Annotated in this window: 11 protein-coding genes and 1 tRNA gene; 5 read left to right on the plus strand and 7 right to left on the minus strand. The window is 66.9% G+C overall.

Annotation, left to right across the window (positions count from 1 at the left end):
• Position 1 precedes the first annotated feature (1 nt).
• The 4 genes from G6N36_RS28785 to G6N36_RS28800 form a co-directional block, all read right to left on the minus strand.
• Positions 2 to 754 carry an enoyl-CoA hydratase gene (locus G6N36_RS28785; RefSeq protein ID WP_163690188.1) on the minus strand — a complete coding sequence of 251 codons (753 nt, stop codon included), beginning with the start codon at positions 752 to 754 and terminating at the stop codon, positions 2 to 4.
• Positions 755 to 792: 38 nt separating this feature from the next.
• Positions 793 to 1,122 carry a hypothetical protein gene (locus G6N36_RS28790; protein WP_163690970.1) on the minus strand — a complete coding sequence of 110 codons (330 nt, stop codon included), beginning with the start codon at positions 1,120 to 1,122 and terminating at the stop codon, positions 793 to 795.
• Positions 1,123 to 1,221: 99 nt separating this feature from the next.
• Positions 1,222 to 2,667 (minus strand): PE-PPE domain-containing protein, encoded by a 1,446-nt coding sequence (locus G6N36_RS28795; protein WP_163690189.1) that lies wholly within the window; start codon positions 2,665 to 2,667, stop codon positions 1,222 to 1,224.
• A 105-nt stretch (positions 2,668 to 2,772) separates the two neighbouring features.
• Positions 2,773 to 3,738 (minus strand): acyl-CoA dehydrogenase family protein, encoded by a 966-nt coding sequence (locus G6N36_RS28800; RefSeq protein WP_163690190.1) that lies wholly within the window; start codon positions 3,736 to 3,738, stop codon positions 2,773 to 2,775.
• Positions 3,739 to 3,798: 60 nt separating this feature from the next.
• On the opposite strand from G6N36_RS28800, the gene G6N36_RS28805 reads away from it, so the two are divergent.
• The gene (locus G6N36_RS28805; protein WP_163690191.1) at positions 3,799 to 4,902 is read left to right on the plus strand and encodes an acyl-CoA dehydrogenase family protein; all 1,104 of its coding nucleotides are present in this window, start codon (positions 3,799 to 3,801) and stop codon (positions 4,900 to 4,902) included.
• Between the two features lie 5 nt (positions 4,903 to 4,907).
• On the opposite strand, the gene G6N36_RS30460 is transcribed toward G6N36_RS28805, so the two are convergent.
• From G6N36_RS30460 to G6N36_RS28820, 3 genes are all read right to left on the minus strand, one after another.
• Positions 4,908 to 5,762, minus strand: coding sequence for an IclR family transcriptional regulator (locus G6N36_RS30460; RefSeq protein ID WP_163690192.1), 855 nt, complete (start codon positions 5,760 to 5,762; stop codon positions 4,908 to 4,910).
• Positions 5,763 to 5,853: 91 nt separating this feature from the next.
• Positions 5,854 to 7,332, minus strand: a complete 1,479-nt coding sequence (locus G6N36_RS28815) for a histidine phosphatase family protein (RefSeq protein WP_163690193.1) — start codon at positions 7,330 to 7,332, stop codon at positions 5,854 to 5,856.
• A 140-nt stretch (positions 7,333 to 7,472) separates the two neighbouring features.
• Positions 7,473 to 7,545, minus strand: a tRNA-Arg gene (locus G6N36_RS28820).
• Positions 7,546 to 7,912: 367 nt separating this feature from the next.
• Between G6N36_RS28820 and G6N36_RS28825 the strand changes: the two genes are divergently transcribed.
• The 4 genes from G6N36_RS28825 to G6N36_RS28840 all read left to right on the plus strand — a co-directional run bounded on the left by G6N36_RS28825 (position 7,913) and on the right by G6N36_RS28840 (position 15,476).
• Positions 7,913 to 9,397: a wax ester/triacylglycerol synthase family O-acyltransferase gene (locus G6N36_RS28825; RefSeq protein ID WP_163690194.1), complete on the plus strand. Its 1,485-nt coding sequence runs from the start codon at positions 7,913 to 7,915 to the stop codon at positions 9,395 to 9,397.
• Positions 9,394 to 11,064 carry an HAD-IB family hydrolase/lysophospholipid acyltransferase family protein gene (locus G6N36_RS28830; RefSeq protein WP_163690195.1) on the plus strand — a complete coding sequence of 557 codons (1,671 nt, stop codon included), beginning with the start codon at positions 9,394 to 9,396 and terminating at the stop codon, positions 11,062 to 11,064. Before G6N36_RS28825 ends, G6N36_RS28830 begins: the two co-directional genes overlap by 4 nt.
• Positions 11,061 to 13,400: a glycerol-3-phosphate 1-O-acyltransferase gene (locus tag G6N36_RS28835; RefSeq protein ID WP_163690196.1), complete on the plus strand. Its 2,340-nt coding sequence runs from the start codon at positions 11,061 to 11,063 to the stop codon at positions 13,398 to 13,400. Before G6N36_RS28830 ends, G6N36_RS28835 begins: the two co-directional genes overlap by 4 nt.
• Before the next feature lie 69 nt (positions 13,401 to 13,469).
• Positions 13,470 to 15,476 carry a bifunctional copper resistance protein CopD/cytochrome c oxidase assembly protein gene (locus G6N36_RS28840; RefSeq protein ID WP_163690197.1) on the plus strand — a complete coding sequence of 669 codons (2,007 nt, stop codon included), beginning with the start codon at positions 13,470 to 13,472 and terminating at the stop codon, positions 15,474 to 15,476.
• Positions 15,477 to 15,481: the final 5 nt, after the last annotated feature.

Raw genomic sequence — 15,481 nt, forward strand, 5'->3', positions numbered from 1 at the left:
CTCACCGGCGCTTGGCGGCGTCGAGTCGGCGCGCGAACTCCGGTGATTCGATGGACGTCGCCTGCGGGCCCAACTCCGTGTCCACCGCGATGCGGTGCTGGTCGCTGTCGATGAATCCGGGGTTGGCGGTAGCGCGCATCGAGGCTTTGGTCGCGAGAACCACCTCGCGCGGCGCGGCGGCCGGTCCCGCGGCGAGTTCGCGCGCGGCGGCCACGGGGTCCTCGGCGACCTTGAGCGCGAGTCCGTGGCGCACTGCCGCCTCGGCGTCGAAGCTCATCCCGAACAGCAGCGACGCGCGGGCCACCTGCGGGCCGACCGCGCGCTGCAGCATCCACGTGGCACCGCCGCCGGGATGGATGCCCAGCTTCTGGAAGCGCGGATCGAAAAGCGCGTGGGGACCGGCGATGCGGACATCGGCGGCTAGTGCGAGGTTCAACCCGGCGCCGACAGCCGCGCCGTTGACGGCGGCGATCGTCGGCAGCGTGCAGTTGGCTACCGCGAGGAATCCGTCGTAGATCACGCGCAGGCCGTCCTCGGTGGCCTCGCCGAGCGCGGTGAGATTCGCCCCGGCGCAGAACGCTTTCCCGGCGCCGGTGACGACCACCGCGTGCACTTCTTCGTTGGCTTCGGCGGCATCCACCGCGGCGCGCAACGCCGCTGAGATCTCGAACGTGACCGCATTGCGGCGGTCGGGGTCATTGATGGTGATGACGGCGACGTGGTGGTCGACGTGAACCAGTACGAGATCAGACACGCGGCTCAGCCTAGTGACCGCGCACCGACCGCTGTGAGTCAGGCGATCGTCAGCGTGACGTTGTGCAGCGCTACCGCGACATCGGTGGGCAGGATGTCGACAAAGGTCGCGGCGTCGCGCTGGGCGGGGCCGGACGCGATGACGTTGCCCGGATAGCTGGGGCTGCACGGGAAGTTGTGGCAGCGGTACCAGAACCCTGGCGCACTTTGATACGGGAACATGCTTGGGGCCTGACTGACCCGGTAATGGCCCGGCGGGATGAACGCGGTCGCCCACCCGTCGCGCGGATTGGTGGTGACGTTGAAGACGCCGTTGCTGCCGTAGCTCGGTGGTCCGGCATCGGCAGGGACGGCCAGTGCCAGCGCCATCAGTGCGGTGCCCGCTGCCGCCGCGACCTTGGTCTTCACGTCGTGGAGTGTATCCACAGCGTGGCCCAGCCGAGGCAGATCTCGCGACGACGGCACTCGTCACGCCGCCGCGGCGGCGCCGTTGTCGTTGTTGGTGCCGGTGGATCCGCCGGGTTCGGTGCCGTCGCCGGCGCTGTCGCCGCCTTCGCCCGGGTTGCTCGGCGGCGGGTCCGTCGACTGCACGGTGCCCTCGCCGTCCTTCGGGTCGCCCCGCGTCGTGTCAGCGATGCCTTGGGCGTCGTCGTCGCCGCGGTTGCCGGGCTTGACCTTGAGGCCGTCCCGTACGACGTTCAGCAGAGGCCTTTTTGTCAGCTTCGGCTTCTGCGGCTTCAGATACTCCGACTGCGCGGCCACCTCGACGGCCTGCTCGACGTGTTCGGCGATCGAAGGCTTGGCTTCGGTCATGCCGGTGGTCGGCTCAATGATGTTGGCGGCCGGCAGATCACTCGACTGCAGAGGCGCCACCACCGCGGCGAACGTGCGCTCGATCGTCTCGGGGATCTTCGCGATCGTCGTCCGAATGTCGGCGCTCGACGGGAGGAACGCCCCCGGGCGATAGGCGCTCGGATCGCTCGGAATCGGGTTGCCCTCGTAGTAGCCGAAGTTGACCAGCAGCTCCAACACTGGGTCGAGGACGTCGGCCACGTAGTCGCCGAGGTAGGTGCGAATCAGCGCGGTCAGCGGCAGCTCGTCCGTCGTATAGGTGACGTACGTCGTGTTGTCCCGGGTCGTGACGTAGGCCGTGATTCGGTCGCCCGGCGAGCTGCACCGTGCATCCGGACAATCCAGCACGGCGCCGCTCTCGGTGATCGCGCACGTGTTGGCGTTGCACGTGACCGACGGCGTGCCGTCGGCATTGACCGGCAGGTCGATCTCGGCCTGATTCAGGCGCGTGTTCAGATACGCCGCCAGCGAATTGACCGCCGAGAACGGATTCAGCACGTATGACGGGGCATTCGAGTTGTAGTCGTACTGGTAGCCGACGTTCACCGCCGCTTGAGCCGGCACCTCGCTGGGGGTCGGAATCGGGTTGACGCCGATGAGGGCGAACCACGGATAGCGGGTGCCGAAGCCACCGTCGGGACGGGCGACATCGTTGTCCAGGATGAAGACGGTGTTCGCGTAGGCCGGATCCTGCGTCAATAGCAGCAAACTTGCGTTCGCCGCGCCCCAGCCCGACGAGATGACGGCGTTCTGCTCGCCGGCGTTCGCGTCCAGCGCTGCTTTGATGCCGGCGGGCCCCTCACGGAAGTTCACGCGAACGATGTCCGTGCCATCGGCTCCGGTGTACATCGGGTCGCGGAACTTCCCGCCGTAGAAGTCCTCGACGCCCTCTCCGCTGGGATTTGTCGAGCTACCGACGACGATGAGGGCGGCAAGGTCGAGAAGGGATGCGGAGATGGATGCGGGCTGAGTGACTGCAACGGCACCAACGCTGGCTGCGACCCCCACCGCGGCAGCGCCGATCGCGACCTTGACCGCGCGTTTTCTGCCAGACTCCACCATTGGCGCGCCCCTCCGAAGCGATTTCGCAGCAAACCTGTTGCCCACCGGGCATGGTACGCGAGATCGCCGATTTTCGGGCACTCCGGCCGGCGGTACTTCTGCCGATCAGGCGCCCACTGCTTCGTCGAGCAGAGCGGCGGCCAGTCGGCACCCGGTATGCACGTCCCGCCACAGCCGGGTGACCGGATCGGTCAGCTCGAGCGCATGGCGACTGTTGCCGAGGATGTGGTCGGCGGCGGCCCTCGCCCTGGCCACCGCTTGCCAATACGCCCGGGCGTCGGCCGCTTCGGCATCCGGACGCCGCAACGCATCGATGATCTGGAGCCTGGTCGCGTCGATGTCGGATGCGGCCCGGGCCACTTGCGCAGGGGCGGCGTTGGCCAACTCGCCGCCGCTGTAGGACGTGGCAAGTCGAGCCCGCATCTGTTCGACGTGGTGGCGCCAGACTCCCTCGGCCGAGCCTGTCACCGCCGCGGCCGCACCGGCCATGGCGATCGCCGCGGCACGCTGGTCACCTGCAAACGCGTGGCTGTCGTCGACGACGTAACCGGCGATCGTCACGTCGCAGACGCCAGCGACGGCGGAACCCTCGCGACGCGGTTCGAGCCGTGCGGCGGCACGCGGCACGAGGACGCGGCGGGCGTTCTCCGTGGGCAGCACCAGCCAGTCGGCATATCCGGCGCCGATGACCGATTCCCACCGGCCGGCCAGCCGCTGATCGGGCCCGACGGCACCCGAGCCGCGATGCGCGGTGGTAGCCACCGCTTCCGGGTCCGAACCCCATACCGCGTGGACAACAGCCTCTGGGAGCGTCGCGATGTGGTGGGCGGCCGCGTGGAACATCGCCGCAAGCCACCCGAGCGATCCGTCGAGGGACGCGAGTTCGCAGATCTGCGAAACGAACTCGTCGGCACCCAATTCCGACCCGCCGTGCCGCGCGGGACGCATCGCGTGTGCGGCTATCGAACCGTGCAGCCCGACAAGTGATTCAGCCATGAGTGCGTCGTCTTCGCTGGCCAGCTTGTCGAGAATGGCGGTGACGACGCGCGGCACGGTCGTCCGCTCGGCCATACTCACCTCCACGCGGGCGCCGAACTGGTATTGAGAAATCGTGGCACGAAAAAGGCAGCCGTGAAGCAGAGTACGACGCCGTCGGTGCTCGATTCGGTTCGAGAGTTGATTCCCGAGATCGCCGCGGCCGCCGCAGCGGTGGACCGAAAGAGCGCGGTCGACCCCGACATGATCGCGCGCCTTCAGGACACGGGCTACTTCGCGCTGTTGCGACCGCACGGTTTTGAGAGCGAGGGTGACCCCGACGACTATCTGACCGCCACGCGTGAACTCTCCTCGGCGTGTATGTCGACCGGCTGGCTGGCCGGATGGCTGGCGATGAACAGCTGGGGGTTGTCGGTGCGCAACGAGAGGGTGCAGCAGGACATCTGGGGCGCCGAACCGCGCACGCTGCTGTGCTCGTCCTACGCCCCGACCGGACGGTTGGAGGCCGTCGACGGCGGGTTCCTGCTGTCCGGTCGATGGGCCCGCTGCACCGGCGCGCGTTATGCGACGTGGTTGAGCGCCGCGGCGCTCCGCGTGGGGTCTGACGGCGCCGCCCAGGACTTCATGGCGGTGCTGGTGCCGCAGGCTGACTACGTGATCGAGCCGACCTGGAATGGGTTGGGGCTGAGGGGGATTAGCGCAGACGATGTCGTCATCTCCGGCGTATTCGTGCCAGAACATCGCGCGTTCAGCTGGCTGAACTTCGATCCGAACGCTGCGACGAAGCTGCTGGACCGGTTGCCGCAGCCGACGGTGTACACCCTGGCCGGAACCATTCCGCTGCTCGGAGCGGCCCAACGAGTGCTGGCCGAGCGGGTGCCGGACTCTTCGACACCGCTGGATCCGATCGCCGTGGCGCGGGCGGACATTGAACTGTCGATGCTTCAGATCAGACGCAATCTAGCCGATCTGATGAACCGCGTGCGTGCCGGCGGATATCCGGATGCGGACTTGGTGCTCCGTGCGCGTCGGGACCAGGTGATGGCGTGCGAGCGGGCGCTCGCGGCGATCCGCACGGTCGTCCACAATCCTGGGTCCCATGTTGATCACGTTCTGCTGGAACGAATCTGGCGCGATGTGCAGACAGCGCAACGCCACGTATCGAGCAATGTGGAACAGGTACTTTCCGTGGCCGGTCGGTTCGCCATGGGTCTCAACGTGGACGACCTCATCTGGTAGTGGGGTCACACCCAGTCGTCGGACGACAGGGTGCGAAGCACCCGCGACATCATGTCGTCGGTGACGGTCGTGGAATCGGTCTCGTTCCGCGCTGCGGGTATCGCTCTGCCGATGTGCTCCGATATGCCTCTCGCCGCACGCGTGAGAAACGGCGCCATCCGGTTGAGCCAGCGGGCGGGCATCGCGCCGGTGAGGGAGAGACCGGCCACCTCACCGTGGGCCATTCGGATGGGTGCTGCGACGCTCGACAGGCCCGCGGCCAGTTCCTGGTCGTCGTAGGCGAGGCCGTGCCGGGATCGGATCAGTGCCAGCTCCCGGTGCAGTGTGGGCAGGTCGGCGATGGTCGCCGGAGTTCGCTTGGGGAGCGGATCGGTCAGCATCGCGTCGACGTCCTCGGCCGACTGTGTGGCCAGCATCGCCTTGCCCAGCGCGCTGGCGTGGGCGGGGGTGCGGCCCGCGACGCGGGTCGGAACCGCGACATCGCCGCTGCCACCGACCTTGTCGAGATAGACGACGTCCGCTCCCAGCAGCACGCCGAGATGTACGACGAGGGATGTGTCGGCGGCAAGACGCCTGAGCACCGGCGACGCGACGCCGCGCAACTCGGAGTGATCGACGGCGCGATTCGCCGAGAGAGACGACGCTGCAAGGCAATAACCGTCCGGCCCGCGGGTGAGCAACCCCGTCGCGTGCAGTTGATTGAGGATGCGGTGTGTCGACGAGCGCGGCAGGCCGGTGTGGGCGGCCACGTCATCGAGGCGGAGCTGCTTTCCGGCGCGGTCGAACGAGTTGATGATCAACGCGACCCGCGCCACCATCGACGCCGGCGCGTCAGACGCACTGTTCGCAGGACCGACCAAGGCCCCTCCCGTGTCGCGGTTGAGTCACTTCACTGTAGGTGGCAGAAAAACAATCGGCCCCTTGCACGGGCAAGGGGCCGATTGCTCTCGTTCACGCCGCGTTGCTTTGCGAACCTCCACCGTCGCCATCACCGGAGCCGGAGCTGCCGCTGTCGGCGCCGGCATCACCGGCGGTGCCGGTGCCCGACGTCCCGGATGACGTGCTCTCACCTGTCTTGCCGGGTTTCCGGACGATGCTCGTGATGGCGTCCTTGATCCCCGAGAGCTGGCCACGGTTCCCGTTGCGGGCAGGGCGCGTGCCGAGCGTTCCCGGTACGGACTTGGCACCGTCGCTCGCCTCGTCAGCGTCGACCGCCTCCGACTTCTTGGTGGAGCTGCGCGGCTTGGCGCCGAACGAGCTCGTGGCAGCAGAGACGCGCGCCGCGATGTCGGTGGATTCCGCAGTCTGCGAGTTGCCGGTCGTCGCTGGGACCGAGGCGACCTGGCTGTGCACGGCCGGGGTGTTTCCGGTGTCGACGGACTCGGCAGGTTGCGACGTCAGCTTGCCGATCTCGTTGGTGATCTTGGCGGTGACGGCGCGCCTGAACTTGGCGAACGAGAACTGCGTGTCCGCGGCGCCGCCCTTGACCGCGGTCAGGATCGTTCTGACGTCCCCGGTGGCGAACGCATCGGCGACATCATTGAAGGTCGCGTCCAGCTGACGCGTTAAGGTGCGCTGCTGAAGGGCGATTTCGGCTTCGAGCGTGGGTTCAGGGCTGAACCGCTGCCCGTTCCAATCGACCAACGTCCAGCCGTCTTCGTTGTTGCCCTCGATGACGACGTAATCGGTGTTGCCCAACGCAGCCGTCTGCAGCAGCTGTAGCTTCTGGATCGGGGTCAGGTTCTCCACGTTCATCATCGTCCAGAACATGATGGCGCCGCCGTGCGAGTACACGATCACGTTGCGGTCGCCGTTGTCGTACATGGTCTGCAGTGCGCCGTCGACCCTGGCGTCGAACACGTACCCGTTGAGTCCGTCCGTACCCGGCATGACGGTGCCCTTGTTGAAACGGTCGACCGGGATCTGGGGAATGACGCCAGGCAGTGCCCACCCGATCGGGTACAGCCCGTACCCACGCGAGGCGTTGGCCTCCGGGGTGCCCTCGAAGACGCCGGCCTCGATCTCCTGAAGGCCGGGCAGTACCTGTACCGGCAGGCCCAGGTACTCCGACATCGGGGCCGCCGTGAGCTGGGTCCGCACCATCGTGGATGCGTAGATGGCGTCGTAGTTGTTGTCGCCGAGTAGGTCGACCACATCTTCAGCCTGCTGCTGACCCAACGGGGTCAGCACCGGGCCTGGGGTCGACGTGTCGATGAGTCCGGAGGCGTTGCCCTCGGATTCACCGTGGCGGACGAATGTCACCCGCATCGACTCGGCCGCCGAGGCGGGCACCGCCGCGCCGATGAGCATGGCGATTGCGGCCACAACGACGCCGAGGATCCGGTACATCGCCGTTCTGCGCTGACGCCCTGGCAACTTCACTCGTGTTCGTGAACTCGCCTGGATGACGCCTTCAGACGCACCGTTCATTGAGCAATTCCTCCCGCCGTTGGTGTGGTCCAGCTCACGGTGAACGGAAGGTGAACACGGAACAAGGCGCAATCTCATTCAGCGGGACTTGCCTTCGGGATACACGCGGCAGGGTGGGGAGGAGCCCCGGCCCCAGTGGGCGCCCCCGGCAGGATTCGAACCTGCAACCTACGGAGTAGAAATCCGCTGCGCTATCCGTTGCGCCACGGGGGCAGCGCACGGAGTCTAGCCGAATCCCGCGAACCGATGGATGGCCCTGGGCATCGCCAAAGCCCGTGCCGATTTGGTGAGTCAGGGGTCTACGGTCCTGTTCCCAGCACGGAGCATGCGCCATTCGACCTACTGCCCGGAGACCGACGAGTGCTACTACGTCCGCCCGCCGCGCACGGCGCATCCGTCACGCTGCGGATTTCGCCGAGCAAGAACGGTCAGCAGCTGGGAGTTCTGGACGCCGCAGCTTTCCGTGAGCTGCCGAGTCCGTCAACGCATCGCGACAGCCACTAAAGGCCCGTCGCGCTACCGTGCAGCGGACTAGCGTGGTGACCACCGAACGGCCTTATGGGAAGGGGAGCGACGGGTAATGAGCGATGTGCCGGACCTCGACGCCGACGGACTCCCGGAGGAACTGAGCGCGTTCGATCAGATCCTGCATCGTGGTGAGGCCAACCCGCGCACCCGGTCGGGAATCATGACCGTGGAGATCCTGGACGCCGAGCCGGACTGGGAGCAGTTCCGGCGACGGTTCGACAATGCCTCACGCAAGGTGCTGCGGCTGCGGCAGAAGGTCGTCACGCCCACGCTGCCGACGGTGGCGCCGCGGTGGGTCATCGATCCCGATTTCAACCTGGACTTCCACGTCCGCCGAATCCGGATCGCCGAGCCGGGCACCCTGCGCCAGGTGCTCGACCTCGCCGACGTCGCCGCGCAGTCGCCGCTCGACATCTCCCGGCCGTTGTGGACCGCGACGCTGATCGGGGGGCTCGAAGGCGGCGGTGCTGCGATCATGATGCATCTGAGCCACGCCATCACCGACGGCGTCGGCGCCGTGGAGATGTTCGCCAACATCTACGACCTCGAACGCGAACCCGCACCGCGAGCGATCCCGCCATTGCCGATTCCACAGGACCTCTCGCCCAACGACTTGATGCGGCAAGGGGTTCGGCGTCTCCCCGGCACGATCGCGGGTCGCGCGCGGGGTGTGGTGGCCGGTGCCGCTCATGTGGTGACCGAGGCGATCCGCGACCCGGTCTCGCGATTGGGCAGCGTCGTCGGCTACGCGATGTCCGGCGCCCGCGTGCTGGGACCGGTCGCCGATCCGTCGCCGGTGCTGCGCCGACGCAGCCTGTCGTCGCGCAGCGAGGCCATCGACATCAAGTTCGGCGACCTGCATCGCGCGGCCAAGGCGGCGGGTGGCTCGATCAACGACGCGTACCTGGCCGGACTGTGCGGCGCGCTGCGCCTCTACCACGAGGCCAAAGGCGTTCCCATCGACGCATTGCCGATGGCGGTACCCGTCAACCTGCGCTCCGAGGCCGACCCCGCCGGTGGAAACCGTTTCGCCGGAGTCAATCTCGCCGCGCCGATCGGGCTGCAGGACCCCGAGGTGCGAATCAAGAACATTCGCTCACAGATGACGAGCAAGCGCGAGGAGCGGGCGATCGACATGGTCGGCGCCATCGCCCCGGTGATCAGCCTGTTGCCTGACTCGGTGCTCGAATCGATGGCGGGTTCGATCGTCAACTCCGATGTGCAGGCCAGCAACGTGCCCGTTTATGCGGGCGACACTTTCATCGCCGGAGCAAAGATCCTGCGGCAGTATGGAATTGGCCCGCTGCCCGGCGTGGCGATGATGGTGGTGCTGATCTCGCGGGCGGGGTACTGCACCATCACCACGCGCTACGATCGCGCCGCGATCAACGACCCGGACCTATGGGCTCGCTGCGTGTTGTCGGGGTTCGACGAAGTCCTCGCTCTGGGCGGCGACGGCCGTGCAGAGCCGGCGTCGTTCTCCGCGGACTCGCCCGACACTGCCCAAATCTCACCGAACGGAAGTGCGCTGCAATGACTTCGGGAAACGGTCAAGGATCGTCGGCCATCCGCAAGACCATGCGACTGCCCGGCTCGGTCGCCGAGATCGAGGCGAGCCCGGCCGGACCCGAGGTCGGCGCGTTCTTCGATCTCGACGGCACGCTCGTCGCCGGCTTCACCGGTGTGGTCATGACGCAGGACCGGCTTCGTCGCCGCCAGATGTCGGTCGGGGAGTTCATCGGCATGGTGCAGGCCGGGCTCAACCACCAGCTTGGGCGTTCCGAATTCGAGGACCTCATCGGCAAGGGCGCTCGCATGCTGCGTGGCAATTCCCTCGACGACATCGACGAGTTGGCCGAGCGTCTGTTCGTCCAGAAGATCGTGAGCCGCATCTATCCCGAGATGCGTGAGCTCGTCCGAGCGCACATGGCCCGCGGTCACACCGTGGTGCTCAGTTCGTCGGCGTTGACGGTGCAGGTCGAGCCGGTCGCGCGGTTCCTCGGCATCAAAAACGTGTTGAGCAACAAGTTCGAGACCGACGAGCAAGGCCTGCTGACCGGCGAGGTGCTCAGGCCCATCATCTGGGGGCCGGGTAAGGCCAGGGCGGTGCAGGCGTTCGCCGCCAAGAACAGCGTCGACCTGGCGAAGAGCTATTTCTACGCCGACGGTGACGAAGACGTCGCGTTGATGTATCTGGTCGGCAATCCGCGGCCCACCAACCCGGCGGGCAAGCTCGCGGCGGTCGCCGCCAAACGTGGCTGGCCGGTGCTGAGATTCTCCAGCCGCAGTGGCAGCAGCCCGGTGTCGCAGCTGCGCACCGCCGCGGGCATCGCGACGATGATGCCGATCGCCGCAGGCGCTATCGGACTCGGCCTGCTCACCCGCAATCGGCGCACCGGCGTCAACTTCTTCACGTCGACGTTCGGCCGGACACTTCTCACGACCATCGGTGTCGATCTCAATGTGCTCGGCAGGGAGAACCTGACCGCCGAACGGCCCGCGGTGTTCATCTTCAATCACCGAAACCAGGCCGACCCGCTGATCGCCGGGAGACTCGTCGAATCCAACTTCACGTCGGTCGGCAAGAAGGAACTCGAGAAGGACCCCATCGTCGGCACGATGGGCAGGATCATGGACGCGGCGTTCATCGATCGTGACGATCCGCAGAAGGCGATCGAGGGACTGAAAAAGGTCGAGGAGCTCGCGCGCAAGGGGCTGTCGATCCTCATCGCACCCGAGGGCACCCGGCTGGACACCACCGAGGTCGGCCCGTTCAAGAAGGGCCCGTTCCGTATCGCGATGTCGGCGGGAATCCCCATCGTGCCCATCGTGATTCGCAACGCCGAGGTGATCGCCGCCCGCGATTCGAGCACGTTCAATCCCGGCATCGTCGACGTCGTCGTGTATCCGCCGATCCCCGTCGACGATTGGACTCATGACAACCTGTCCGAGCGCATCGCCGAGGTACGCGACCTCTACCTCGACACGCTGAGGGACTGGCCGCGGGACGAGCTGCCCACTCCGGAGCTGTACCGTCGCGCGGCTCCCAAGAAGGCAGCGAAGAAGGCGGCGAACAAAACCCCCGCCAAGAAAGCCCCTGCCAAGAAAGCGGCCGCCAAATCGACGGCCAAGAAGGCGGAGGCGAAGAAGACCCCCGTGAAGAAGGCGGCGACGAAAAAGGCTGCGCCGAAAGGCCGGCCGTGAAGTTCAGCGCGGACCAGGCCGCACCGTTCACCGCAACCGACGACTCGCTGGTGCTGGCGTCGGTGTCGTCGCCGGCCGAGCAGGAACTGCTCAACGACTGGCTGGAACAGCAGCGCCGCGAGCATCCCGATGCCAAGGTCGACGTGTTACGGCTGCCGCACGACGATCCGCCCCCTGGCGTGCTCGCTCAGCTCGTCGCCGAGCTCGAGGCCGACGAGGATCGGTCCGTTGTCCCCGTGCGGGTGTTCTGGGTGCCGGGCGGCCTACCGACCCGGTCGAAGGTGGTGTCGCTGCTGTCGGGTCGCGACACCTATCGGCCGCCGGAGCTTATCCAGCGCCGCATCCTGCGCAAGGATCCGTCTCGCGCGCGGGTGGTCGCCGGTGAGCCGGCGAAGGTCTCAGAGCTTCGGCAGCAGTGGGCCGACACCACGGTCGCCGAGAACTCTCGTGAATTCGCGCGATTCGTGATGCGCCGCGCAGCGTTGGCGATCGAACGCGTCGAGCTGCGCCTGTTGGGGCCGGAATACAAGTCCCCGCGCCTGATGAAACCGGAGATCCTGGCCTCATCTCGGTTTCGCGAAGGCCTGGAACAGATCCCGGATGCGACCGTCGAAAAGGCGGGGGAGATGCTCGACGAGCTCTCCACCGGCTGGAGTCGCTTTTCGGTCGATCTGATCCCGTCGCTGGGCCGCGCCATCTTCAGCCGCGGGTTCGATCCCAACGTCGACTACGACCGCGCCGAAGTCGAGGCGATGCGAGACAACCTGGAGAATCATCCCGCGGTGCTGCTGTTCTCCCACCGGTCTTACCTCGACGGTGTGATCGTGCCGGTGGCAATGCAGGAGAATCGACTGCCACCGGTTCACACCTTCGCGGGCATCAACCTGTCCTTCGGGTTCATGGGGCCGCTGATGCGTCATTCGGGCGTGATCTTCCTGCGCCGCAAGCTCGACGACCCGCTGTACAAATACGTGCTGCGCCAATTCGTCGGCTACATCGTCGAGAAGCGCTTCAACCTGAGCTGGTCTATCGAGGGCACCCGCTCACGCACTGGAAAGATGTTGCCCCCCAAGCTCGGTCTGCTCGCCTACGTCGCTGACGCGTATCTCGACGGCCGCAGCGACGACATCCTGCTACAGCCGGTATCGATCAGCTTTGACCAGTTGCACGAAACCGCCGAATACGCCGCGTACGCGCGAGGAGGCGAGAAGACGCCCGAGGGTCTGTCCTGGATGTACAACTTCATCAAGGCGCAGGGCGAACGCAACTACGGCAAGATCTACGTCCGATTTCCCGCGGCGGTGTCGATGCGTGAATACCTCGGCGCCCCACACGGTCCGATGGCCACCGACGAGGCCGCCAAACGCCTGGCCATGCAGAAGATGGCCTTCGAGGTGTCGTGGCGGATCCTGCGGGCAACGCCGGTCAATGCAACCGCGTTGGTGTCGGCGCTGCTGCTGACCACCCGCGGTGTCGCCCTGACCCTCGATCAGCTGCACCACACGTTGCAGGACGCGCTGGATTATCTGGAGCGCAAGCAAACTCCGATGACCAACAGCGCGTTGCGATTGCGCACTTCCGACGGGGTGCGCGCCGCACTCGACGCACTGTCCAACGGACATCCGGTCACGTGTGTCGACGGTGGCCGCGAGCCGGTGTGGCGGATCGCGCCCGAGGACGAGCACGAAGCGGCGTTCTACCGCAACACGCTCATCGACGCGTTCCTCGAAACGTCGATCGTCGACTTGGCGCTGGCGTACTCGGCGCGCGCCGAAGGTGACCGCCTGGAAGCGTTTTGGAGCCAGGCGATGCGGCTGCGCGCTCTGCTGAAGTTCGACTTCTACTTCGCCGACTCCGCCGCGTTCCGCGAGCATGTGGCCGAAGAGATGTCCTGGCACCAGGACTGGGAGTCGCACGTCGCGTCGGGAGACGTCGACAGCGTGCTACGCGCCAAGCGTCCACTCATCGCCGGCGCGATGCTGCGACCGTTCTTCGAGGCGTACGAGATCGTGGCGGACGTGTTACGTGAGTCGCCCCCCGACATCGACGAGAAGGCGCTGACCAAGCGCGCGCTGGGGCTCGGCAATCAATACAGCGCGCAGCACCGGGTACAGAGCAATGAGTCGGTATCCGCCCTGTTGTTCGCGACAGCTCGTCAGGTGGTCGCCGACCAGGATCTGCTGACACCGGCCGCTGATCTGGACGAGCGACGCACAGCGTTCGCCTACGAGTTGCGCGGCATTCTGCGCGACATGGACAAGGTCGAGCAGTTCTCCCGCGAGCAGTTCTATGCGCGCGAGGTCGCGCGCCGCAACCTCCGCACCGAACCGGCCTAGCGGCTCGCCCACCACGCAATCCGGATATCGCCTGCGGGGCGGCGAACGGTCACGCCATACGCTGAACAGATGACCACGGTCGCATCCCGCGTGCGCACCGGCCCGGTGTGGCCGGTGCTGGTCGGTGTCGCCGTGCTGGCCGGCGCGGTCGCGGCGGGTCTGGCCGCGCTGTCCCTCACGGATGCGCTGACGGCGACGGGGTTGCCCGATCCGGGTCCGGTGACCACCTATGGCCTGCCGTTTGTCCGCGCAGCGGGGGAGATCGCCGCCGTGATCGCGGTCGGGTCGTTCCTGTTCGCCGCGTTCCTGGTGCCCCCGCAGGCCAACGGGGTGCTCGACGCGGGCGGCTACCGTGCGCTGCGGATCGGCACTTTCGCCTCCGGCGTGTGGACCGTCTGCGCCGCGTTGCTGGTCCCGCTGACCGTGTCCGACGTCACCGGGCAGCCCATCTCCTCGCGTTTGGATCCGTCCGCGATCTGGTCGGTAGCAAGTCTGGTCGAAACCGCCGGGGCGTGGCGGTGGACCGCCTTCATCGCCGCTGGCGTGACCATCGCCAGCATCCCGGTCCTGCGCTGGTCGCCGACCCCGCTGCTGTTCGCCGGGGCCCTGACCACCCTGCTGCCGTTGGGGTTGACCGGTCACTCGGCCGCTGGCGGTTCTCACGATCTGGCCACCAACAGCCTGCTCATCCACCTCGTGGCCGGCGCGATCTGGGCCGGCGGATTGCTGGCGCTGCTGGTGCACGCGCTGCGCGGTGGCGAGCATGCCTACCTGGCGGCGCGTCGATTTTCGGCGGTCGCACTCTGGTGCTTCGTCGCCATGGCGTTCAGCGGTGTCGTCAACGCTCTCGTCCGGGTGCAGCCCTCAGACCTATTCGACACCACGTACGGCTGGCTGATCCTGGCCAAGGCGACGGCGCTGTGCGTACTCGGTGCGCTCGGTTGGTTGCAACGCCGTCGCGGTGTTGCCACGCTCGGGGCGGACCCTTTGGCGCGCACTCCGTTGATCAGGTTCGCGCTCGCCGAAGCGGTGGTGTTCGGCCTGACATTCGGTATCGCCGTCGCGCTGGGGCGGACACCGCCTCCTGCGCCCCCGATCTTCAATCCCTCTATCCCGGTGATCGAAATCGGCTATGACCTCGCAGGTCCACCGACCCTGGCCCGCATCCTGTTCGACTGGCGCTTCGACCTGGTATTCGGCACGGCCGCCATCGTGTTCGCGGTCGTGTACGTGGCCGCCGTCATCAGGCTGCGGCGCCGCGGCGACACGTGGCCGATCGGCCGTACGGTGGCATGGCTCCTGGGTTGCCTGGTGCTCCTGTTCGCCACGTCATCAGGCGTCGGCAGGTATATGCCGGCCATGTTCAGCATGCACATGGCCGCGCACATGCTGCTGTCGATGCTCGCGCCGATCCTGCTCGTGCTCGGGGCTCCCGTCACGCTCGCGTTGCGGGCGCTACCCGCCGCTGGCCGCGATGATCCGCCGGGGCCGAGGGAGTGGCTGCTCGCCGCGCTGCACTCTCGGGTGTCTCGGGTGCTCACCAATCCTTTTGTCGCGACCTTCCTGTTCGTCGCGGGGTTCTACGGGCTCTACTTCGGCGGCATCTTCGACGCGGCGGTGGACAGCCACCCCGCCCACCTCGCGATGAATCTGCACTTCCTTCTGACCGGCTATCTGTTCTATTGGGTGGTGATCGGTGTCGACCCGACCCCGCGGCCGATCCCGCCGCTGGGCAAGGTCGGGATGGTGTTCGCCTCGCTGCCGTTCCACGCGTTCTTCGGGGTCGTGTTGATGAGCACGAACACGGTTCTGGGAGAGCCGTTCTACAAGTCGTTGCAGCTGTACTGGCACAATGACCTGCTCGGTGATCAGCGGCTGGGTGGTGGAATCGCCTGGGCCGCAGGCGAGTTACCGCTCGTCATCGTGATGGCCGCACTGCTGATCCAGTGGCGCCGCAGCGACGAGCGCACCGCGAAGAGGCTGGACCGCGCCGCCGATCGGGACGACGAGGCCGACCTCGCCGCCTACAACAGGATGCTCGCCGAGCTTGCCCGTCGCGAGGAGCCGTCCCAGTAGCGGTC

Origin of the sequence: Mycolicibacterium gadium (assembly GCF_010728925.1) — a bacterium.
In the GTDB taxonomy this organism is placed as follows: domain Bacteria; phylum Actinomycetota; class Actinomycetes; order Mycobacteriales; family Mycobacteriaceae; genus Mycobacterium; species Mycobacterium gadium.

Bases quoted from the DNA above. Each gene is read 5' to 3' on its own strand.
- G6N36_RS28790 (WP_163690970.1), bottom strand. From the start codon at position 1,122: ATGGCGCTGGCACTGGCCGTCCCTGCCGATGCCGGACCACCGAGCTAC.
- G6N36_RS28795 (WP_163690189.1), bottom strand. From the start codon at position 2,667: ATGGTGGAGTCTGGCAGAAAACGCGCGGTCAAGGTCGCGATCGGCGCT.
- G6N36_RS28800 (WP_163690190.1), bottom strand. From the start codon at position 3,738: ATGGCCGAGCGGACGACCGTGCCGCGCGTCGTCACCGCCATTCTCGAC.
- G6N36_RS28815 (WP_163690193.1), bottom strand. From the start codon at position 7,332: ATGAACGGTGCGTCTGAAGGCGTCATCCAGGCGAGTTCACGAACACGA.
- G6N36_RS28825 (WP_163690194.1), top strand. From the start codon at position 7,913: ATGAGCGATGTGCCGGACCTCGACGCCGACGGACTCCCGGAGGAACTG.
- G6N36_RS28830 (WP_163690195.1), top strand. From the start codon at position 9,394: ATGACTTCGGGAAACGGTCAAGGATCGTCGGCCATCCGCAAGACCATG.
- G6N36_RS28840 (WP_163690197.1), top strand. From the start codon at position 13,470: ATGACCACGGTCGCATCCCGCGTGCGCACCGGCCCGGTGTGGCCGGTG.